Source organism: Solitalea canadensis DSM 3403 (genome assembly GCF_000242635.2).
GTDB classification, from domain to species: Bacteria; Bacteroidota; Bacteroidia; order Sphingobacteriales; family Sphingobacteriaceae; genus Solitalea; species Solitalea canadensis.
Map to the genome: position 1 here is coordinate 3,960,606 of NC_017770.1, position 22,286 is coordinate 3,982,891.

General features: G+C 37.3%; 14 protein-coding genes. 1 reads left to right on the top strand and 13 read right to left on the bottom strand.

The window, feature by feature from the left end; all coding sequences use genetic code 11:
* Nucleotides 1-2: 2 nt before the first annotated feature.
* From SOLCA_RS16480 to SOLCA_RS16535, 12 genes are all read right to left on the bottom strand, one after another.
* The gene (locus tag SOLCA_RS16480) at nucleotides 3-1,214 is read right to left on the bottom strand and encodes a hypothetical protein (protein ID WP_014681594.1); all 1,212 of its coding nucleotides are present in this window, start codon (nucleotides 1,212-1,214) and stop codon (nucleotides 3-5) included.
* A gap of 25 nt (nucleotides 1,215-1,239) precedes the next feature.
* On the bottom strand, nucleotides 1,240-1,803 hold the full coding sequence (locus SOLCA_RS16485; protein WP_014681595.1) for a c-type cytochrome: 564 nt from the start codon (nucleotides 1,801-1,803) through the stop codon (nucleotides 1,240-1,242).
* A gap of 12 nt (nucleotides 1,804-1,815) precedes the next feature.
* Nucleotides 1,816-2,331: a DUF3341 domain-containing protein gene (locus SOLCA_RS16490; RefSeq protein ID WP_014681596.1), complete on the bottom strand. Its 516-nt coding sequence runs from the start codon at nucleotides 2,329-2,331 to the stop codon at nucleotides 1,816-1,818.
* Nucleotides 2,321-3,763, bottom strand: coding sequence for an NrfD/PsrC family molybdoenzyme membrane anchor subunit (nrfD, locus tag SOLCA_RS16495; RefSeq protein ID WP_014681597.1), 1,443 nt, complete (start codon nucleotides 3,761-3,763; stop codon nucleotides 2,321-2,323). The genes SOLCA_RS16490 and nrfD overlap by 11 nt, the downstream gene beginning before the upstream one ends.
* 27 nt (nucleotides 3,764-3,790) lie before the next feature.
* On the bottom strand, nucleotides 3,791-6,931 hold the full coding sequence (locus tag SOLCA_RS16500; protein WP_014681598.1) for a TAT-variant-translocated molybdopterin oxidoreductase: 3,141 nt from the start codon (nucleotides 6,929-6,931) through the stop codon (nucleotides 3,791-3,793).
* A gap of 26 nt (nucleotides 6,932-6,957) precedes the next feature.
* Nucleotides 6,958-8,322 carry a c-type cytochrome gene (locus tag SOLCA_RS16505; RefSeq protein WP_014681599.1) on the bottom strand — a complete coding sequence of 455 codons (1,365 nt, stop codon included), beginning with the start codon at nucleotides 8,320-8,322 and terminating at the stop codon, nucleotides 6,958-6,960.
* Nucleotides 8,323-8,568: 246 nt separating this feature from the next.
* A complete protein-coding gene (locus tag SOLCA_RS16510) occupies nucleotides 8,569-9,549 on the bottom strand; it encodes a deoxyhypusine synthase family protein (RefSeq protein WP_014681600.1) in 981 nt (326 codons plus the stop codon).
* Nucleotides 9,550-9,684: 135 nt separating this feature from the next.
* Nucleotides 9,685-11,115: a SusD/RagB family nutrient-binding outer membrane lipoprotein gene (locus SOLCA_RS16515; RefSeq protein ID WP_042481521.1), complete on the bottom strand. Its 1,431-nt coding sequence runs from the start codon at nucleotides 11,113-11,115 to the stop codon at nucleotides 9,685-9,687.
* 17 nt (nucleotides 11,116-11,132) lie between these two features.
* Entirely contained in the window at nucleotides 11,133-14,420 is a 3,288-nt protein-coding gene (locus SOLCA_RS16520; protein WP_014681602.1) for a SusC/RagA family TonB-linked outer membrane protein, read from the bottom strand.
* A gap of 377 nt (nucleotides 14,421-14,797) precedes the next feature.
* Nucleotides 14,798-15,229, bottom strand: coding sequence for a hypothetical protein (locus SOLCA_RS16525; RefSeq protein ID WP_014681603.1), 432 nt, complete (start codon nucleotides 15,227-15,229; stop codon nucleotides 14,798-14,800).
* A 10-nt stretch (nucleotides 15,230-15,239) separates the two neighbouring features.
* Nucleotides 15,240-16,694 (bottom strand): SusD/RagB family nutrient-binding outer membrane lipoprotein, encoded by a 1,455-nt coding sequence (locus tag SOLCA_RS16530; protein ID WP_014681604.1) that lies wholly within the window; start codon nucleotides 16,692-16,694, stop codon nucleotides 15,240-15,242.
* Nucleotides 16,695-16,707: 13 nt separating this feature from the next.
* Entirely contained in the window at nucleotides 16,708-19,839 is a 3,132-nt protein-coding gene (locus SOLCA_RS16535; protein ID WP_014681605.1) for a SusC/RagA family TonB-linked outer membrane protein, read from the bottom strand.
* A gap of 376 nt (nucleotides 19,840-20,215) precedes the next feature.
* On the opposite strand from SOLCA_RS16535, the gene SOLCA_RS16540 reads away from it, so the two are divergent.
* On the top strand, nucleotides 20,216-21,370 hold the full coding sequence (locus SOLCA_RS16540; RefSeq protein ID WP_014681606.1) for a BamA/TamA family outer membrane protein: 1,155 nt from the start codon (nucleotides 20,216-20,218) through the stop codon (nucleotides 21,368-21,370).
* A 111-nt stretch (nucleotides 21,371-21,481) separates the two neighbouring features.
* Here the strand turns inward: SOLCA_RS16540 and SOLCA_RS16545 are convergent, their stop codons facing one another.
* Nucleotides 21,482-22,267, bottom strand: a complete 786-nt coding sequence (locus SOLCA_RS16545; protein ID WP_014681607.1) for an O-methyltransferase — start codon at nucleotides 22,265-22,267, stop codon at nucleotides 21,482-21,484.
* Nucleotides 22,268-22,286: the final 19 nt, after the last annotated feature.

Consider the following 22,286-nt stretch of genomic DNA (forward strand, 5'->3'; position numbering starts at 1 on the left):
GATTAGATATTTGGAATATGGTGGTGAGTACTCTCCTCGAGGTACGGATGGTTTTTAGGTGCCAAAGGTGCTTTGCTCAAACCTCTCAACATAAAGAATGTGAACAAACCTGCAAAACCGATCAAAGTACCAAACTCATAAAAACTGAATCCGCGTTCTGCACCAACAGATCCTGGCATAACCATTAAATAATAATCTAACCAGTGGCCCACAAGGATAATGATTGCAGCCCACTTCATAGTTTTGAAGTTACGCTTGCTATCGCTGGTCATTAACATAAGGAATGGAATCAAGAAGCAGATCACAATATCTAACCAGAATAGGAATTTATACTCAGGGGTCCAACGATTCACGAAATACGTTAACTCTTCCGGAATATTTGCATACCATATCAATAAGAACTGAGCAACCCAGGTATAAGTCCAGAAAATAGTAAAACCAAACATCAGTTTACCTAAGTCATGCAACTGACTTGTGTTAAACCAAGGTAAGTAACCATTTTCTTTTAACAGAATTGCCACTAAAGCAATTGCCGAAAGACCTGTAACCCATAAAGCTGCCAAATTCCACCAGCCAAACATTGTCGAGAACCAATGTGCTTCAACAGACATCATTGCATCGAACGCGAACAATGGGAAAGTGAAACCAAAGATCACTAAAAAGATAGCTGATACTTTAATACTTTGACTATAGTTGTTCATTCCACCCTCTAAGTCTTCACGTAAAGTGAATTTTCTCAAAAAGTAAACGAACGCTCCCCAAACGATCACATATAATGCAATACGGGTAAGGAAGAATGGCATATTTAACCATGCTGCTTTACCAGCGATCAGGTGATCATAGTGAGGACTATTAGGATCAGTAATTCCTTCTGCATGCCAGTGATGATATAATTGGTGAGTATATAATCCACCAAAGATAACCGCAAACAGAATTACACCCGCGAAAGGAATAACTGTAGTGAAAGCACTTGGAATACGCAATATGCTTGTTGCCCATCCTGCATTTGCTACATACTGAATTGCAATAAACATTGCACCAGCAAAACTTAAACAAGTCATATAGTATGCACAAACCAACAAGTTAGCCCAAGTACGTTCAGTATTTGTTGCAAAGCCAATACCTACACACACCACTCCAATAATAATTGCAGCAATGCTTAATGTTTTGGCTTTACCTGAAAACTCAAATTGTTTTGAAAGATCTAGTTGCATTGAATTTTAATTTAAAGTCCAAAAATTATTGTTTTTGAAGGAATTGAACATACTGAATTACTTTCCAACGCTCTGTAGCACTTAACTGAGAAGCATGAGAACCCATCGCTCCTTTACCATAAGTGATTGAATAGAACATTTTACCTTCTGACAAATCTTTCAGCTGAGCTGAATTATATGCCGGAGGAGCCGGAAATCCACCGTTTTTAACTACTTGTCCGTCAGCCATACCAGTTTTACCGTGACAGTGAGAACACATATTTAAAAACAACTGTTTACCTTCTGCTAAGCTAGCCTCAGTATGAGCAATAGGGCTTTTCAATTCAGCACCGGAAGCTTCATAACCTTCTGGTGTATGAGGATAATGGAACGATTCAAAATTTTGCGGAATAGTTCCGGCAACAGGAGTTTGAGCAGTTTTACCATCAGCAAAAGCAGCATTCTTTTGATCCGGATTGTAAGCAACAGGACGATACATCTGTGGAGCGTATTCAAATCCCGGATCACGTTTAACCTTTGAGCAGGAAGTCAAAGCAACTGCGGCGGTTAAACCCATTACTAAAACGCCTCTCATTTTATTTTTTAACATAATCATTGGCAATTAAAACGTTTTGTATTTAACCTCTACAGCACCTGACTGTGTAAATAAATTAGCTAAAGCTTCTTCGTTGTTTGTATCTACTTCGATAGCTACAACAAAACGATCGTCTGTTGCACGCTCATCCATAACTCTTGGAGTAGCCCCAGGAATTAAACGATTAGCCATGAAGAAGGTGAAACCCATACCGAATGAAGCAAACAATACGGTCCACTCAAACAAGATTGGAATGAAACTCACAATTGGGAAATTTGGTTTACCACCAATATCCATCGGCCAATCATAAGTGATCATGTACCACATCATCAGGAATGCCAATGAGAAACCTAAACAACCGAAGCAAAATGCTGCGATAGGCAGGCGTGAACGTGGAACAAAAAATACGTTCTCTAAACCGTGAACAGGATAAGGAGTGTAAACGTCGTAAATCTTTTGTCCTTTGTTCTGAATTGATGTGATGCCTGATTTCAGTACATCCTCATCGTCGAATAATCCGATGGCGAATTTTTTATTCTTCATTTGACTCTCCTTTCTTGATACTAGCAGTTGTAGCTATTACAACGTGCTCAGTAGCATGTGAGTGGTGTTTTGCTTTTAATTTTGCCTCTTCACTTGAGTGTTTCAATAATAACTTCACCTCTGCCATCGCAACCGAAGGAAGGTAACGGATGAACAATAAGAATAAGGTGAAGAATAAACCTATCGAACCAACGTATAAACCAACGTCAACCACTGTAGGAGTAAACATTGCCCATGAAGATGGTAAGTAATCTCTGTGAAGTGAGGTTACGATAATTACGAAACGCTCGAACCACATACCAATGTTTACTACAATTGAAATAATGAAGGTAAACACTAAACTGGTACGTAATTTTTTGAACCACATTAACTGAGGTGAAATTACGTTACAAGTCATCATTGTCCAGTATGCCCACCAGTAAGGACCGGCAACACGGTTTAAGAATGCATATTGTTCGTATTCAACACCTGAGTACCATGCGATGAATAACTCAGTAAGGTATGCAACACCTACGATAGAACCCGTTACCAAGATGATGATATTCATCAATTCAATGTGATAAAGGGTAATATAGTTTTCTAGTTTTAATACTACACGAGCAATCAATAACAGGGTTTGTACCATTGCAAAACCAGAGAAAATCGCACCAGCAACGAAGTAAGGAGGGAAAATGGTCGTGTGCCATCCCGGAATTACCGAAGTTGCAAAGTCAAATGATACAATGGTGTGTACAGAAAGTACTAGTGGAGTTGAGATACCAGAAAGAATCAAAGAGATTGACTCAAAACGGATCCAACTGCGAGCTGATGAAGTCCAGCCCATACTTAAAACTGAATATACTTGTTTGCGAACACCTGTAGCACGGTCACGAACAGTAGCGATATCAGGCAACAAACCAACAAACCAGAATAAACACGATACCGAGAAATAGGTCGAGATCGCGAATACGTCCCAGATAAGTGGAGAGTTAAAGTTTACCCATAATGAACCGAACTGATTCGGTAAAGGGAAAGCCCAGTATGCCAACCATGGACGGCCCATGTGAGCAATAATATAAGTAGCAGCACAGATAACGGCGAAGATAGTCATCGCCTCTGCTGAACGGTTAATTGAGTTACGCCAACTCTGACGGAATAGTAATAGTACCGCAGAAATCAAGGTTCCCGCGTGACCGATACCAACCCACCAAACGAAGTTGGTAATATCCCATGCCCATCCTACGGTTTTATTCAAACCCCAGGCGCCAAGACCAACCCACGTAGTGTAACCAAAACTGATTAACCATAAAACCAACCCTGCGAAGGCCAGGGAAAAACCTATCCACCACGCCTTTGTTGGCTTGTTTTCGAGCGGGCGGCAAACATCTTCGGTAATGGTATGCATGGTTGGCGTACCGGTTACCAAAGGCTTTCTAATAATTGACTCGTGCATAATATCGTGAGTTTAGAAACTTTAAAATTATGAATGACTCTCTGCTTTAGCCTCGTGACCGTGACCTCCATGACCATGTTCCGAAACTTTTTCTTTGTTACGAACAGCGGTTAAGTAGCCGATACCAGGTTGAACACCGATTGATTCTAATACGTAGAACGTACGCTCATTGTGAAGTAATTTCGATACTTCACTGTTTGGATCATTGATATCACCAAAAATGATAGCGTTTGAAGGACAAGATTGCTGACAAGCAGTTTTGATATCTCCATCTTTTAACGGACGGTTTTCCATCTTAGCTTGTAGTTTACCAGCCTGAATACGTTGTACGCACATAGAACATTTTTCCATAACACCACGTGAACGAACGGTAACATCAGGATTTAACACTAATTTACCCATTGGATTGTTCATATAGTAATCAAATTTGTCATTATCAGCGTAGTTGAACCAGTTGAAACGACGAACTTTGTATGGACAGTTGTTTGCGCAGTAACGAGTACCGAAACAACGGTTATAAGCCATTTGATTTAAACCTTCTGAAGAGTGCATGGTTGCCAATACCGGACAAACAGTCTCACAAGGAGCGTGATCACAGTGCTGACAAAGCATCGGCTGGTGAATTACTTCAATGGCCTCTTCTTTGCTGTCTTTGCCCATGTAACCTTCTGTACCTTCTGATACTTCTGAATAGTAGCGGTCAATACGTAACCAGTGCATTTCACGACGACGGCGAACCTCATCACGACCAACTACTGCAACGTTGTTTTCAATGTTACAGCTGATGATACATGAACCACAACCTGTACAAGCGTTCAGGTCGATAGCCATACCCCAGTGGTGACCTCTTTTCTCTTTGTCTTCCCACAGGTTTAATAACTTAAGGTTACCATGTTTATCACGTTTAGCATTACCTTTTTCATCAGTTTCAGCCAAAGTTGATAGATCATGATGACCGTGACTTCCAGCTGAAGGATCTTTAGCATATTCAGAAACTGTAGTTTCTCTTACGATATCACGACCTTCAATTGAATGGTGAGTTTGAGTTTGTGCTAACTCATAAGAATCACCAGTTTTTCTGATTGTAACTGCGTTAAAGTTTTGCAAGCTTCCATTAACAACACTTACAAATGGGAACGCATTCTTACCCACTTCGTTACCTGCCTTACCTGCATCAGTACGACCATAACCTAAAGCGATAGAAGCTGTAGCATATGCCTGACCAGGTTGTAACAACACTGGTAAAGTTACGCTATATCCAGCACCTTTAACCTCTAATACATCACCTTCTTTAATACCTTGCTCTTTTGCATATTTAGGAGAAATAGCAACGTAGTTATCCCAAGTAACTTTTGAAATAGGATCAGGACATTCTTGCAATAACGGATTATTAGCATTGCGTCCATCACCAAGGTTCGTATGTTTATAAACAGTTAACTCTACTTTGCCTGCTTCAGCTTTGCTGTTACTGGTAATAGTTGAAATAACTGTACTTAAGTCTTTAGTGAATGTATAAGGTTGAGCCGGAGCACCTGCAGTTTTAACAAAACCTGCACGTAACAAATCGTCCCATTGAACCTGGAATACTCCTGCACCTACCTGAGGGAAAATAGTGGTATTCCAAACATTTTTCACATAATCAATATACTCTACTGTATTGTTAGCCCAAACTAATAAGCTTTTCTGAGCTGAACGAGTATCATAAATTGGATTGATAGTTGGCTGACCAATCAAGAACACACCTTTGCGAGGCTCTGCATCAGTCCACGCTTCTAATGAGTGGTGATCAGGAGCAATTACGTCAAAACCTTTAGCTGTTTCATCTTCACGCTCAGCAAAAGAAACTTTTAAAGCTACTTTCTTTAAACCTGCTGCGAAATCAGCTGCTTTAGGATACGAGTAAAGTGGGTTAACACCGTATATAAATAATGCACCTACTTCGCCTCTGTTCATTTCATTTACTAATTCAATTACTTCAGCATCACTACCTTTATATAATTGACTAGCATTATCTAAATCGATTGTTGTACCGTAGTTACCCAACAATGAGTTAATAGCATTTACAAGGATTTGAGTAGAAACATCATTTGAACCTGCAACAACTAGTGATTTTCCTTTGTTATCCCAAAGTTCTTTAGCTGTTTTAGCAATGATGTTACCTGCAAATTCAGGAGTTTCAACACTGAAAGACTGAACTCCAGCCAATTTTGCAATGTTGTTGTATAAACCGATAAGTGCTAAACCTGATTGTGAAGGACGAACAGGAATACGAACGTCAGCATTAGAACCAGTCAATGACAATTCAGTTTCAAACTGAATGTGACGTGACATAGCTTTATGCGCTTTTAAGTAAGCAGCGTTACGTTTTGAAGCATATTGACGAGCAAATTCTACCGGTGAAATCCAGCTACCTAAGAAATCGGCACCGAAACTCACGATAACATCTGCGTTCTCAAATTTATAAGTAGGAACTACTGCTTTCTCGAAACTGTTTTTGTTTGCGTTGATAATACCAGAGTACGAAACTGCATCATAAGTAACTTGTTTTGCAGTTGGGTACGTTTTGATAAAATCAGCAATAACAGCATTTGTAGTAGGGCTGTTGATTGAATCTGTTAAGATAACAACCTTTTTGCCACTTGCAGCAACCTTGGTTAATTGCTCTTTAACAAAGGTATCAACATCTTCCCATGAAGATTCGCGACCTTTTAATAAAGGTGATTGTAATTTAGTAGAATCATAAAGGTCAATTACTGAAGCATGACCTGCTGCATCAACACCACCCTGACCGATTGGACAGCTTGGATTACCTTCTACCTTGATCGGACGACCTTCGCGGGTTTTAACTAAGATACCATAACCATCTTTTGCGATACCAGTATAGTAGTTAGGAATACCCGGAGTAATTTCCTCCGGTTTAATTAAGTAAGGAACAGCCTTATTTACAGGAGTTTTGTTACATGCAGCTAATGCTACCGCACCTACACCAAAACCCAGTGACTTTAAGAAATCGCGACGAGGCATAACCGAGTTATCACTCGCTTTACCTGAAAGGATCTCTTCAATTGGTAAGTCTTCAGCAAATTCTCTTTTCTGTAAAGCTTCAAACTCAGGCGTAGGATTCAACTCCTCTAAACCTTTCCAGTATGTTTTGTTATTGCTTTCCATTTATAATCGTAAGAGTCTTTTAATAATTAATAATGACATTTAGCACACTCAAGGCCACCCATTTCGGCAACGGTAACTTTCTCACCCTTCTTGATTCGCTCATGAAGTTCAACCATACCGTCATAATAGTGGTTCTTAGGAGCATGTTTCATTTCTGTACTACGGTGACAGTCAACACACCATTTCATGGTTAACTGAGATGCCTGGAATACTTCGTCCATTTTGGCAATTTCACCATGACAAGCATAACATACCGGATCTTCTGCTTTTAATCCTTTCGCAGCACGAATTGACTCTTCAGCAACTTTTACGTGTTGTGAGTGATTGAAGTAAGCAAAGTCAGGTAAATTGTGAATACGAACCCATTCAATAGGACGTTGATTAGTGCCATATTTCTGAGTACTTGGATCATAATCTAATGCTGCATAGATTTTTTGGATCTCAGCAGTTCCATCGATTTTCTCACCATCAGCATCAAACAAAGGCTCGCCTTTATATTCGCTGATCTGATTGTGACAATTCATACAAACATTTGCAGATGGAATACTGGCATTTTTACTTTTCCAAGCTCCTGAGTGACAGTACTGACAGTTAATTTGGTTAACACCAGCGTGTACTTTGTGGGAGAATTTAATTGGTTGAGCAGGTTGATAGTTTTGAGTTATACCTACATTCCACATTACGTTCCATGACCATGCAGAACCTACGATCAAAACAAGAACTACAACTAATGCAATTACCTTTTTATTTGAAGCAAGTTTCTTAAACGTTTCAGCAAATTTTGAAGGCTGTTCCTCTTCTTCTTCTTCTTCACCTTCCTCTGCAGTTAATTCTGCTTTTTTACTTAATACTAATTGCTCTAAAGTTTTAATAACACGGTTTAACACCACAATTACTAAAAACAATACAACAACAAGACCTAATAAGCCGATAACAGTGTATTTATCATTCCCTTTTTCAGCAGCACCTTGGGCACCAGCAGCAGGACCAGCTGCAGCAGCTTTATCCAGTGCTTCACTTTCTTGGGCAACGTAAGCCAAGATTGACTTCACGTTATCTTCAGAAAGATTAGGAAATGCGGTCATTACCTGTTGATTGTACTCATTAAATATTTTCACTGCTTCAGGATCACCGGCTTTCACCAATTCCTGTGAGTTGTGAATCCATTTAACTAACCACGCTTCATCTCTGGTTTTGTGGATATCCTTTAATGCAGGACCTACTACACGTTTGCCAATGGCGTGACAAGAAGTACAGTTAGCTTTAAAGAGCGTTTCCCCTTCCTTAGGGTCGGCAGCAAAGGCTTGCGCAACGCTTAAAAAGGCGATTGTGAGGATTAATGCACCTTTTTTCAGACAAGTTTTCAAAAAAACGTTCGAGTTCTTACTCATGCTCTATGTAATTCTACTATATATTACGAACTTATAATCAAAATGTTAGCTCAACGAAAAATGATTTCACTCCTAATTAACATTTAGCGCACAAAAATAGGTATAAAAGTGTGTCTATGGCAATAGTGTGACACTTTTTATCAATTTATAACTATTCTAAATAAAGCTATTTCCATATAAATAAACTACTTACAATCAACACAATAGCCGCCATGAAGCAGCTATTGATATATATCAGTAAATAATTTACATGTCTAATAACCAGGCAAAAATGAGGGGAGCAACAATAGTGGCATCCGATTCAATGATGAATTTTGGTGTATGAATGTCCAATTTTCCCCACGTAATTTTCTCATTTGGAACAGCGCCTGAATACGATCCATAACTTGTGGTTGAATCAGAGATCTGGCAGAAATAACTCCAGAATGGAATAGTTTCCATTTCCATGTCCTGATATAGCATTGGAACTACACAAATTGGAAAATCTCCTGCAATACCACCACCTATCTGGAAGAAGCCTACACCTTTACCTCCTGAATTCTTGATGTACCAATCAGATAAGTAGGTCATATATTCAATACCTGACTTCATGGTCGAAGGATTTAGCTGTCCTTTTATACAGTATGAAGCGAAGATATTACCCATTGTAGAGTCTTCCCATCCTGGACAAATAATAGGAAGGTTGCGTTCAGCAGCTGCTAACATCCAACTGTCCTTAGGATCAATTTCATAGTATTGTTCCAAGTCACCAGAAAGTAGCATCTTATACATGAACTCATGTGGAAGGTAGCGCTCACCTTTATCTTGGGCAGACTTCCATTGATGGAAAATGTGTTTTTGAAGGCGACGGAATGCTTCTTCTTCAGGAATACAGGTATCAGTAACACGATTAAACCCATTTTCTAATAAATCCCATTCTTCCTGAGGGCTCAGGTCACGATAATTAGGAACACGTTTGTAGCTATTATGAGCTACCAGGTTCATAATATCTTCTTCTAGGTTGGCACCAGTACAAGAGATAATATCAACCTTGCCTTGACGGATCATTTCGGCTAAAATCTTACCCATTTCAGCTGTACTCATCGCTCCCGCCAGCGTGATCATCATTTTACCTCCTTCTTCAAGGTGTTTTTCGTAAGCCTTTGCCGCATCTACCATCGCCGCAGCGTTGAAATGCAGGTAGTACTTTTCCATAAACGATGAAATAGTATTACGTTTCTTTTCCATGCTGTATAAATTTTGCCGCAAAGGTAGAATAAATAAGGTATCAAACGAAGAATTGTATGATGTAAGTCATTTATAATAAAAAAGGTTGCCACATAATGTGACAACCTTCTTAGTTATAGTGTTAGAAATGGATTCTTATTGGTCAGCTTTATCCCAAAACAGTTTGGTTTCAACTTTATCACCACCAATTGCTGCAGAAGCCTCATTATATTTATCAGTGTTCAGATTTTGTTCTTGAGCAGGATAAGTATAACGAACAGGTATTCCAGAAATAGCATCAACCGCTGGAGAAATTTTAGGATAGTCTAATCTTCTCCACTCAGTCCAAGCATCATAGCCTCTATTATATAATGCAATAAATTTCTGCATACCAATTTTTTGCTTGTAATTACCGGCAGCTGTTGAATATGCTACATCTGGATTACTTAGATAAGCACTAACATCATCAGTACTTCCTCCCCAATAGATAATTGAAGCTCTAATTGCATTATTATAATGTTCTTCTGCTGTTCCAGTAACCAAAGTCCAATTAAGCGCCTTAGCTTCTGCTAAATAGAATTCAAGCTCTGAATAATCTAATAGTAATGCAGGCATTGTTGGATCAAAGAAAATTTCACCAGCATGTGAAAATGAATCGTAGTTACTGCTTGCACCAGGAGTAGCACCTTTGTAAGCGCCTCCAACTGTTGAGAAGTAGAACTGACGACGAGGATCATTTAAAGTATTCATTTGATCAACAATTGTTTTTGCCGCAACAAAATCATAACGACCGCTTCTTACTAAATCTTCCCAAATAGGGTTTGTATTAGGATAGGCTCCAAGATACTTTAAAACAGCGTTATCGGCATTTGACGTGAATCCTTTATTGTAAGCTGCTTCAACTGCTGCTTTAGCCACTGCAGGTTCTACATCTACAATAGTCATTGCAATTTTCACTTTAAGTGTATTGCCAAATTTGATCCATTTTGATGCATTACCGCCGTAAATAATATCACTATCGTCAAAACCAGCACCTGCAGCATTCATTGTACCTAATGCTTTATCGATACGTGCTAATAAATCAAGATAAATAGTTTTTGCATCATCATACTTAGGATGAGGATTGTTTGTATCAAAAACTTGAGAATATGGAACGTTACCATACGTATTTACTAATACAGAATAGGCATATACTTCCATTAGCTCAATTTCCGCCAGCTTATTAGTTTTAGCAAGTTGATCAGTGTGAACATCATTATCAGCAGCTACTAACTTCTTACATTCTGAAAAGTTTTTTAGAACGTCACGATACATAATATTCCAAAATGTTTGAGGAATATTTCTTGTAGTCAGATCATAGTTACTTTCATCAGTATAAGTAGTTTCCTGCCATTGCTGAGTTATTAACCTAAAAACGTTTCTGTTAACGTTAGAGCTGGTCATAATATCCGTCAAACTTTTTTGAGCTGAGGCAAATATTGTTTCCGCCGGTACTGTTGATGGGTTCTTCGTATCATCGTTTAGATCGTCTTTAATACAAGACGTTAGCATAATAACCGAAGCAACCACTATATAGATTTTTTTCATTTTCATAATTCGTACTATTAGAATTTCAATTTCACATTAAATCCAAAGGTTCTTGCTGTTGGATAGCTACCAACCTGATAACCTTGAACGTTACCTGAACTCATACCATCTTCTGGATCTGCATTCGGAAGATTTTTGTGGATAATCCATAAGTTTCTTCCAATTAATGAAAGGTCAATTCCTTTAAATGGAGCAATACGAGAAACTACACTTGCAGGTAAAGAATAAGTCAACGACATCTCTCTTAACTTAACAAAACTAGCATCGTAAACAAAGGCAGCAGCAGGATTACGACGGTAACCAAATGTTCCAAAGTTAGTAGCACTAACTCTGATATCGTTTGGAGTTCCATCAGGCTTAACACCAGGAAGTATAACACCTCCACCCTCACTCTTAGGATTTCTAACAGGATTTCCTAAATCATTTAAGCCAGCAGTTTCTTCATACATACCAGTAGCCAATCCGTAATACTGGTCTAATGAAAATACTTGACCACCTTGACGAACATCAATCAAAAAGCTAAATGCCAAGTTTTTATACCTGAAACTATTAGTCATACCGCCAATCCAATCAGGATTAATATTTCCAATGATTTCATTTGAAGTTGCTGATGCTTGGTAGAAACCATTTAATGCATCATTATCAGGATTGTTGTCTTTAGAGTTATCAATAACTACTTTATTGCCGTTATCATCAAATACGAAGTTACCACCTCTGATAGTACCGTAAGGCTCACCTAAAGCTGCATTAATTGAAACACCACCTTGCATACTTGCTAACAACAAGTTATCAACACCAGGTAATTCAACAACCTTGTTTCTATTTCTTGACCAGTTTAAGTTAATCTGCCAAGAAAATGAAGGAGTTTTAATTGCAGTACCGAATGCAGACACCTCAATACCTTTGTTTTCAATATTACCAGCATTTACATACATACGATCATAACCTGTTGCTCTTGAAACTGGAAGAGGTACAATCTGATCAACAGTATTTTGCTTGTAATAGGTTACATCAAAACCTAAGCGTTGATCAACAAATGACATTTCCAAACCAATTTCAGAGCTCTTAGTACGCTCAGGTTTTAAATCTCCGTTATTTTTAGTAGTAGATACCACGTACAATGGAGTAGAACCAAAGCTGCTATATGGATTACCATCATTATCCAAAGGCTTCTTATAAACATCAACCAAGCTGCTTGCAGGAGCACTCGCACCTACTTCAGCATAGTTTAATCTTACTTTACCTAATGAAATCCAAGGAGCTGTGGCAGCTGTGAACTTAGAGAATACAAAGCCCAACGAAGCTGATGGATAATAATAAGTATTATTAGCCGAAGGCAAAGTTGATGACTGATCACGACGACCGGTAAGATCTAAGAATAAGAGCTCTTTATAGCCAAAAGATGCACTAGCGAAAATACCATTTACCTGCTCTCTAGGAGCTGTTTCTAAAGGAGGTTGTACTGGACTTGCCGAGTTTGACAATGAATACAATCTAGGAACAACTAAACCACCGTTAGTAGTTGCATCAATTGTTGAAATATTGGTTTTTCTGATATTACCACCTACTAATCCTTTGAATGTTAAAGCAGGTGAAATATTTTTATTAAAGTTAACTAATAAGTCATAGTTATACTCGTCAAAATTTCTCTTAAAGTTCGAATAAGCTGAAGTAGTAACACTACCATAAGCCTGTCTTTCTTCTTGAGTTTCTGAATAAGAGTCGATAGCGGCTCTTCCCATCACATCCATCCAACTTGTAAGCTTGTAGCTTAGGCTAAAATTTCCGTTGAAGCGGGTGCGACTATCATTCTCATAGTTTTCATAACGAGAAAAATATGGGTTATCCCAGAAAATAGGTTTTAAGTTAGTTGCACTAGCCCAGTTCCAGGTAACATTATCTCTGTTTCTGAAATAAGCATCTTTTTGCTCTTTAATATCAACGTTATTTTGCCACCACTGTCTGAAGTTGTTTGCAATGTTTTTATCATCATAACCAGTTCCATAACGACCAGTTGCAGCAGTTTTCGATGCATTAATAGTAGCGGTTGTGGTTAATTTATCAGTAATTTTATAAGACGCTCCAAAGTTGAAGATATTCTTATCTATTTTACTGTTAGGCAGCATACCATTTTCATGGTTATTTACATAACCAAATTTATAGTAGCCTTTTTCACCACCACCATCAACCATGATACTATTGTTAATAGCTACAGGGTTTTCAAAAAATGTTGTGGGATCGTTAGCCGCAGCAACCCAAGGACGAGGTTTACCATAACTTGAAGAAGTTGGGTCAAAAGATGCCCAATCATAAACCATTAAATTTGAATCAAACTTAGCGCCCCAAGAAGCATCTTCATAAAAAGGAACAATAAGGTCAGTTACTCCATCTCCGTTCACATCACCTTCATTGAACCATTTAGGGTCATTATCAGGATCTGGACCATAATATTTACCATAACCAGCACCATACTGTTTTTGGTATTTAGGGAAAGTACTCTTATCCAGGCTACCTACAGTAACACCTGAATTAATTGTAATACCCATACCTTTGGATCCTTTTTTGGTGGTTACCATTACCACACCATTAGAAGCACGAGAACCATATAAAGCTGTAGCAGCCGCACCCTTCAAAACGTTAATTGATTCAATATCATCCGGGTTTATATCAGCAGCAGCATTACCATAGTCATAACCACCTCTACCAGTTTTTTGGTCAGTAGTATTCGTATTTGAGTTATCATAAGGAACTCCATCCACAACGAATAATGCTTGGTTATTACCAGTTAATGATTTAGAACCGCGCAATACGATGTTGGTAGAACCTCCCATTGTATTGTTTTTACGAATCTCTAAACCTGCTACTTTACCAGAAAGTGAATTAACAAAGTTTGCATCGCGTGCTTTACTAATGTCTTCACCCTTTACCTGTTGTGCAGCGTAAGGCAACTCATTTTTCTTTCTTTGAACACCCATAGCAGTTACAACCACTTCTCCTAATTGGCGTTCATCAGATTCCATTGCAATGTTAATGGTAGAAGTAGCACCTACTTTTACCTCACGCGATTGAAAACCGACATAAGTAAAAACGATTGAGCCTCCATTTGGTACACTGATAGAATACTTTCCATCAGCATCTGTTTGAGTACCTAATGAAGTACCTTTTACTACCACACTAACCGCAGGCAGAGGCAATCCATCGGATTTTGCTGTTACAGTACCCGATACTTTTTTCTGCTGTGCATACGTGCTCAAGGTAGCCAGCGAAAAAAGGAGTACTAAAAATTTTGTAAACTTCTCTTTCATACTTTTAAAATTTATGATTTTAAGTCGCCAAAGTAACAACTTTAGTACACTAACCAAATATGATGTAATTTTTTTGATCTAATTCATTTACACAGACTTAACATTGGGATAATTATAAAAAAGCGTGTCAATTACACCAAAAATTGCAATCAAATAGGACTATCAAAGAAAATATCATAATTCAAATTATTAATACTAAACACAATTATATGCCGAAAAGCATCAAATACTGAAAATAATATTTCACGAAGTACCAAATAAATACAATTATTTATCACAAAAACGAGACATTATTTCCACTTTCAATTAGATCCAAAATTTACTTAATAAAAAAAGGGGCGTGATTAGCGCCCCTTTTTTAGTTATAAGAAGATGGATTATTTTACAACTATTTTAACTTTTTGATTAGCAGCCACATTGTCCTGTCCAATTGTCAAAGTTTCTCCACTTTCTGTAACAGCTTTAACTAACGTTAATGTAGATTCCGACCCAACAGCCAATTCAGCTGGAACCAAAATTGATATAGAAGCGGTTGTTTTATCCCGTTCGATAACAACTGTTTGGTCGTTAAGCTTAATAGCCCCATCAACTTTATAAGTTGCAGTTACTTTTTGCTGCAAGCTTGTTCTCATTTGTAAGTTTACTGTAGCAGACTCTCCTGCCACAACCGTTACAGTCTTTAAACTTTGAATAGTAACATATGGTGGCAGTGTATTAGTAAATTCATAGTTATCTCCAGGAGAATCTTTTTCACAAGATTGCAATAAAACAACTGAAATAACTGAAAACAAAAACAATATTTTTCTCATAATTAATCTCTTATAAATCAAACCACATTTTCTCATGATACTTTATTAATTCTTTAGGAGCACTAGGGTTTGCCGATAGCTCAGTTGTTGGATATTCGTATCTTCTGAATAAACCACCAGCTGGCGCGTTAATTGGCAACCCTAACATTGGCACCTCGTGTCCTTCGGAACCAGATCTCCTCCATTGAGTAAATGCATCAACTCCACGATCCATTTTATCAACCCAATGGTGCATATTGATTAATGCAACTGGTGTAGGAACCGTTGAAAGATTTGGCAATGCTGTAGCAAACGTTGCAGCAGATGTTGCATCAATTCCATAAGACTTACAAGATTCTTCCACAGCCTTTTTATAAAGTGTGTTTGCTACTGCAAGATCAGTAGGAACACCAAGTCCTCTTGCGTGAATTTCAGCTTCATAAAACAATTCTTCCTGGTATGTAAAAATTACCTCTGGAGCATCAGCAGCTTGCAATGCATTTGAAATACGAACATCATGTTTATCATCACCATCTGCGCCTGGTTCAATACCATAATAATTATCTGCTTCAGCTGGCTTAGAAAAGAACTTAGGAAGTCGAGGATCGTTAAGATTACGCATAAAATCTACAACGTATTTAGATCCAAAAAAGAAGTTTTGTCCTCCATTATATTGCTCATTAATAGCAAACTTTGGATTCTTTTTACCGGATGTAGTTTGATAAGCAATCTTTAAATTATCACCTGATGAATTTATCAAACCACCTTCCGTTACCATCTGACCAATTTTAGTTGCAACAGACGGATCTTTATCAACCATGGTCATCAAAGTTCTAAGCTTTACCGACTTAGCCAGTCTTTTCCATTTAGAAAGATCTCCTTTATAAAAAAGATCATAATCAGAAATCTTTAAAGAACTTGCATCATCAAACTGAGCCAAAGCATCGTCAATTAAAGCAATTGAACCATTTAAAACAGATTGTTGTGAATCAAACTTAGGATAGGTAATATCCACATTCCATGCTTCCGAAAAAGGAATATCACCATAAACTGTGGTAATTTCATAAGCAACCAATGCGAGTAAAATCTTACACTGAGCTGCAGCATTATTATTTTTTGGAGAAGCACTTTCTGCTAAAGATATAGCTTGCTTTAAGTTTGCACCAATAGTTGTGTAATAAGCTCTCCAAGGATTACTTAAACTAAATGTTGAAATCTGGTATTGTTCTTCACTTGGAGTACCCCAACCAGTTGGATTATTACCTCCAGTGGTGATGGACTGACCAGCTAAGGCCATCGGGATATACAAGTCACCACCTGACCTTAGGTTTATATAGGATGTACTAGCAAACGAAAACAAAAGTTTGGGATCAACCCTTTCTGCTGTATTTGGATTCTGATTGATATCTAAATATTTATCGCAAGAAGGAAGTGTCGTAGCACATGTTAAAACACCCAAAAAAACATATAAAAGTTTTCTTTTCATACCTTAAATTCTATTAAATTTTAACACGTAAATTAAATCCGAATGATCTTGTTGATGGAGCTGAGTTAAATTCGACACCATCAGCCAAACTACCAGGTCCGAAGAAATTTACTTCAGGATCTACGTGAGGCACATGATCATTGATAATCCACAAGTTTCTACCTTCAACACCAATATCTAAGCCTTTAATAAATTTGGCTGTTTTATCAAGAAATCTAGCTGGAACCTTATAGGATAATTTTATCTCCCTTAATTTCACGTATGAAGCATCAAATATATTCGCCTCTGTGTTTGAAGTTGAAAATTGGCCCCAAAAATCTTGCATACTTTGAACTGGAACTGTATTTGGCACATATTCATTGCCTTGTTTAACAACTCCTTTATCAATAAAGATACTTCCTCTGTTGGCTAAGGTTTCTTTTGCTAATCCTAAAGTTCTAAGCGTTGAAACAGTATTAGAATACACTACACCACCTTGTCTAATATCAACCAAAAAGCTCAAGTTAAATCCTTTATAATCGATAGAGTTGTTAATACCCAACATCCAATCAGGATTAATACTTCCTAAACGCTGATCTAATTTGGTTTTTCTTAAACCAGTAGCTGCATCAATTACAATATTACCATCAGGATCTCTTTCCCAAGCCGATCCGAAAATACCGAACGACTCACCTGTGCGTGTTTTAACCACTAAACCACTCCAACCACTTTGTAAAGTATAGGCAGTTACCTCACCAGGAAGCTCTGTAGTTTGCTGATTTTGAGAAAAATTAAAATCAACATTCCAATTCAATGATCTTGATTTTAAAGGAACAACACCTAATGAAACTTCAAAACCTTTATTTATTAACGACCCCGCATTAGTTCTTTTGGCGGCAAAACCAGTTGACTGAGGAAGTGTTAAAGCAATAATTTGATCTTCTGTTTTAGAATTATAATAAGTTACATCAAGCCTAACACGACTGTTTAAGAATCTTAACTCAGTACCCAGCTCAGTTGTAACCTGATTTTGAGGTTTCAAATTAAAGTTTGGAATTGTACCAGGAATGCTAAATGCTAAAACTCCATTGAAAGGAAATTGAGATCCATAACCATACTGCGCAAACGCTGAGGTAACAGGAGAATAAGTAAATGCTAATTGGTATGGCTCAGTTCCGCTACCAACATTTGCCCAACTCGCTCTTAATTTACCATAGTTTAACCACTTATTTTGAGGCAATATTTCCGTAAATACAAAACCACTACTTACTGATGGATAGAAATAAGAACGGCTTTCAACAGGCAAAGTAGAACTCCAGTCATTCCTACCTGTTACGTTTAAGAATAAGAATCCCTTGTAAGACAAACCAACATCCCCATACAAACCAAGGATTCTGGCTTTATTTGAGGTATTGGTAGTAACCACTGACGCAGCGTTGGCAAAATTATATAATTGATCTACGGTTAAAGTTTGGGCATCAGACTGCTCTCTTTGATAATAAGTTTCGTACACGTTAGTACCTGCAATAACTTTAATATCTAGATCTTTTGTAATCTGATGATCCGCTGTAGCAATAAAATCATTATTAATAAGTCTATTATATATGTTTGCTGTAAAGAAGTTACCAGTTAATGCCCCAATCGTTCCATTTCTGGTATTTCCTTGACGGAACTCATTATAATAGTCAACACCAAGGTTATCTGAAAGCGTTAACCAGTTCAATACTTTATAACTTAAGATTACATTACCGTAAACACGATTAACATCATTAGAGAAGTTATTATTATTGACTACCCAGAATGGATTGTTACCATTTCTTGAAGGTGTAAGTGTAATTTGCTGACCCGTTTCAGGATTAATGGAATTATTTCGCAACAAGTCCATATCTACTGTTCTTGGCACACCATAGATCAAAGGCATAATTACATTGGGATTATTAGAACTTTGAACCGGACGACCATCACCACCCGATTTGGCGTAATTAATAGTTGTTCTAATATTAAAGTCCTTACCAATTAACTTACCTGCATTTAATGAAATGTTATTTCTATTAAATTTTTGATTAGGAATTATACCTTCTTGACTAGTATTAGCATAACTAAAACGATAATCACCGCTTTCATTACCACCCTCAAACGAAACTGAGTTTATGTATGATTTACCAGTTTGGAAAAAGTCTTTAATATTACCATCAAAAGCCTGTAACTTAACCTGTTGATTTAGGAAATTAGGAAAGGTTTTATCCTGTACTTCACTAATTTTAGGTCCCCATCCATTGGTATTAGCAATATTATAGGTCCCTTGAACACCTTGTGCATATTCATTTTGAAACTCCGGCATTTTCAGAATATCATCAAAGCGAAAAGAAGAATTTAAGGTTACAGAAGACTGGCCTTTAACTCCTTTCTTTGTTGTAATCACAATTGCACCACTCTTAGCACGTGCACCATAAAGTGCAGTAGCTGCGGCTCCTTTTAGAACTGTCATTGTTTCAATGTCTTCAGCGTTGATATCTGCCGCTCTGTTACCAAAGTCTGCACCCGCTGTACCCTGAGGAACACCACTCGATACAGTGGAAATCTGAGGAGCACCATTATCTACTGGCATACCATCAATAATGAACAAAGGTTGGCTACTACCATTTAATGAAGACTCACCTCGAATGATAATTTTCGAAGATCCTCCTAAAGTACCTGATTGAGAACTAACTTTTACCCCGGCAACTTTCCCTGCCAATGAATTAATAACGTTAACTTCTCTCGCTTTTGTCAACTCCTCACCTTTAACAATTGGAGCCGAGTACCCTAATGATTTACTCTCGCGAGTAATACCCATTGCTGTTACTACAACCTCACCCAATTGTTTTTCATCGGACTCTAAACTGATATTAACAACAGTAGAAGTTCCAGCTTTTATTTCCCTAGTTACAAAACCGACATAGGAAAAAATAAGTACTGAGTTTTCTGGAACCAGAATAGAATACTTTCCATCTTTATCTGTCTGGGTTCCTAAAGTTGATCCTTTGACAAGAATGCTTACTGCAGGTAATGGGATACCGTCAGATTTTGCAGTTACTGTACCAGTTATTTTTTTCTGTTGAGCATTTGCACCCAATGTTAAAATGCAGAAAATAAAAAGTAACAGTTTAGTAAACTTTTTCTTCATAGTTAATTATTTAATTTTCTTAACCGCAAGGTAATATTTTTGCTATTAGATTACAATTGATCGTAACTTTTTTTTAACATACTTGCTTAAAAGGCCGAAAAAAATTCTTTTTTATTAAATAAAATAATGAATAATTAGCAGCGGATTTAAGGATTATTTTACATTATTCTGCATCCTCATACTCTACAACAAATTTTAACTGGATTTAATTTATAGACAAAATTTTATTTCACACGACCGTGTTTTATGCCAAATTCCCAAAACAAACTTTCCCACAATCTCCAAATCAATGTCATTTTTTAGATGTAGATAAAAATGTAAGCCTCAGTAAAAGATTATTAATGCTATTTTTAGTGCTTAATTTTCACACTTATAGATGCGCGCATTATTTCTTTCACTAACTATATTTACTTCACTTTTCTGTTACCATTCATTTGCTCAAAACAGCACTCCTCAAACTGATTCGATTTCATCTAAACTTAAGAATAGCTTACTTCCTATTCCGGTTATAGGGTCTTCACAAGAGCGGGGATTTGAATTTGGAGTCGCTTCGGTTTATTCATTTTATTTGGATAAGTCTTCTATCGACCAACGTAACTCTACTTTGGGCTTAATTGCATCTTACACTACTAAAAACCAATCAAAAGTTAGCTTAAATGCAAACTTGTGGTCTAAGGCACACAAATGGCATATTACTGGAGATATAAAGTATTATGATTTTCCTAATTACTATTATGGAATCGGTGATAATACCAAAGAAAGTGACAAAGACTTGATTAATGATCGAAAACTGAGGGTAAATATTGATGCAGAAAGGGCTATTAGCAAAAATTTCTACTTAGGAATTGGGGCTTGGTTTTTACATGAATTTATTAGTGAAAAAGATGAACTCGGTATTTATTCAACAAGTGACCTGGAGGGTAAAAGTGGTGGAAATGTAACATTTCTCTCTCTCTCTGCAACTTATGATAACCGTGATATTGTTAACTATCCAAGTAAAGGAGCTTTCCTCCGTTTTTATATTCAGAACTCCTTTAAAGCATTAGCTAGTAATTACAACTTTGTCCTACTTACGTTGGATGCTCGTAAATACTGGAAAATTCACCCTACCACAATTGTGGCTATACAAGGATATGGACAATCATTACAAGGGGCCGACCAGCCTTTTTTTATGATACCGCAAATGGGTAATGATCTTCTAATGCGGGGTTACTACACGGGAAGATATAGGGACCAAAATTACGTGGCAGCTCAAGCAGAGGTAAGATACAGACCTTTTGCTAATCGCCAGGATAAAGGATGGTTTTCATTATCAAGAGGTGTAATTGCCGTTTTTGCGGGAGGCGGAAGTGTATTTAGTAATAGTGGGTTTGACGCTAATTCATTAAAACCGAACTACGGTATTGGCGGACGTTACATATTTGACCCGCGGAATAAATTAACCTTGAGAGTGGATTATGGTTTTGGCAGTAAAAATCCTGGAGAGAAACGCAGTCAAGGTTTTTATTTATCACTTAATGAAGCATTTTAAATCATAAGATTACACTTACTATGTATTGTAATAAGCACTTAAGCGATTATTTCCGATCATTATTTAAAATGAAGTAAATAGCGATCGGAAATAAATACGTTATCGGGAAAACTAATATTTAATTTTAAAGTGCTCTTTTCTTTGCCCTTCTTTAAAGAAGACTAATCCTATTGCAAAAAGGTCTATCGTAACGGTCACTTTCGGATGATTTTGAATAATCTTCCAAGCTTCTTCCATTCCCTCAGACCAATGAATGTCATCAAAAATGAAAACACTATGCTCGTCGGCCTTTTTTAAACACAGTTCAAAATAGTTTAAAGTAGCTTCTTTCCGATGATTACCATCAAAGTAAACAAAGTCAAGTTTCTCTTTTCCTTCTACTAACTCGGGCAATACAACATCAAAGTTACCTACTAACACTTTCACATTGGAGTTATTAGTTGCATTTATACTTTCCCGTGCAACAGCAGCGGTTTCCGGGCAGCCTTCAATAGAAGTAACCGAAGCGTTGGGAACTGCTTTAGCGAGATAAGATGTTGTTACTCCTAAACAAGTACCTAATTCGATAATTGAAGTTGGTTTCCTCCATTCAGCTAGTCGATGAATTAACTGGGCCCATTTTGGAGCCTTAAGTGCATTGGCGGCAATTGTTTTTACCAATTTTTGTTTATTATTGTTATAATGAGAACCTGCACCCAAATCTGTTAATGTAATAACACGATTATCACTCAGCAACTTTTGGCGTTGGTTTTCTATTTCATTGTAAACAATTCTTGGACTTCTATTGTATATGATCTCATCAACCAGGTTATAAACAAATGGCGAATGTGTTCCATGACGTGTTTTTGCTGTTAACTGATGAGTGATATAAGCGGTAAGGAGTTTGCTATTAAACATATTGGCAAAAGTACAATAT

Excerpts from the sequence above, each read along its gene's own strand:
- SOLCA_RS16485 (WP_014681595.1), bottom strand. The coding sequence starts at position 1,803 with ATGTTAAAAAATAAAATGAGAGGCGTTTTAGTAATGGGTTTAACCGCC.
- SOLCA_RS16510 (WP_014681600.1), bottom strand. The coding sequence starts at position 9,549 with ATGGAAAAGAAACGTAATACTATTTCATCGTTTATGGAAAAGTACTAC.
- SOLCA_RS16520 (WP_014681602.1), bottom strand. The coding sequence starts at position 14,420 with ATGAAAGAGAAGTTTACAAAATTTTTAGTACTCCTTTTTTCGCTGGCT.
- SOLCA_RS16480 (WP_014681594.1), bottom strand. The coding sequence starts at position 1,214 with ATGCAACTAGATCTTTCAAAACAATTTGAGTTTTCAGGTAAAGCCAAA.
- SOLCA_RS16515 (WP_042481521.1), bottom strand. The coding sequence starts at position 11,115 with ATGAAAAAAATCTATATAGTGGTTGCTTCGGTTATTATGCTAACGTCT.
- SOLCA_RS16530 (WP_014681604.1), bottom strand. The coding sequence starts at position 16,694 with ATGAAAAGAAAACTTTTATATGTTTTTTTGGGTGTTTTAACATGTGCT.
- SOLCA_RS16525 (WP_014681603.1), bottom strand. The coding sequence starts at position 15,229 with ATGAGAAAAATATTGTTTTTGTTTTCAGTTATTTCAGTTGTTTTATTG.
- SOLCA_RS16505 (WP_014681599.1), bottom strand. The coding sequence starts at position 8,322 with ATGAGTAAGAACTCGAACGTTTTTTTGAAAACTTGTCTGAAAAAAGGT.
- SOLCA_RS16545 (WP_014681607.1), bottom strand. The coding sequence starts at position 22,267 with ATGTTTAATAGCAAACTCCTTACCGCTTATATCACTCATCAGTTAACA.
- nrfD (WP_014681597.1), bottom strand. The coding sequence starts at position 3,763 with ATGCACGAGTCAATTATTAGAAAGCCTTTGGTAACCGGTACGCCAACC.
- SOLCA_RS16540 (WP_014681606.1), top strand. The coding sequence starts at position 20,216 with ATGCGCGCATTATTTCTTTCACTAACTATATTTACTTCACTTTTCTGT.
- SOLCA_RS16490 (WP_014681596.1), bottom strand. The coding sequence starts at position 2,331 with ATGAAGAATAAAAAATTCGCCATCGGATTATTCGACGATGAGGATGTA.
- SOLCA_RS16535 (WP_014681605.1), bottom strand. The coding sequence starts at position 19,839 with ATGAAGAAAAAGTTTACTAAACTGTTACTTTTTATTTTCTGCATTTTA.
- SOLCA_RS16500 (WP_014681598.1), bottom strand. The coding sequence starts at position 6,931 with ATGGAAAGCAATAACAAAACATACTGGAAAGGTTTAGAGGAGTTGAAT.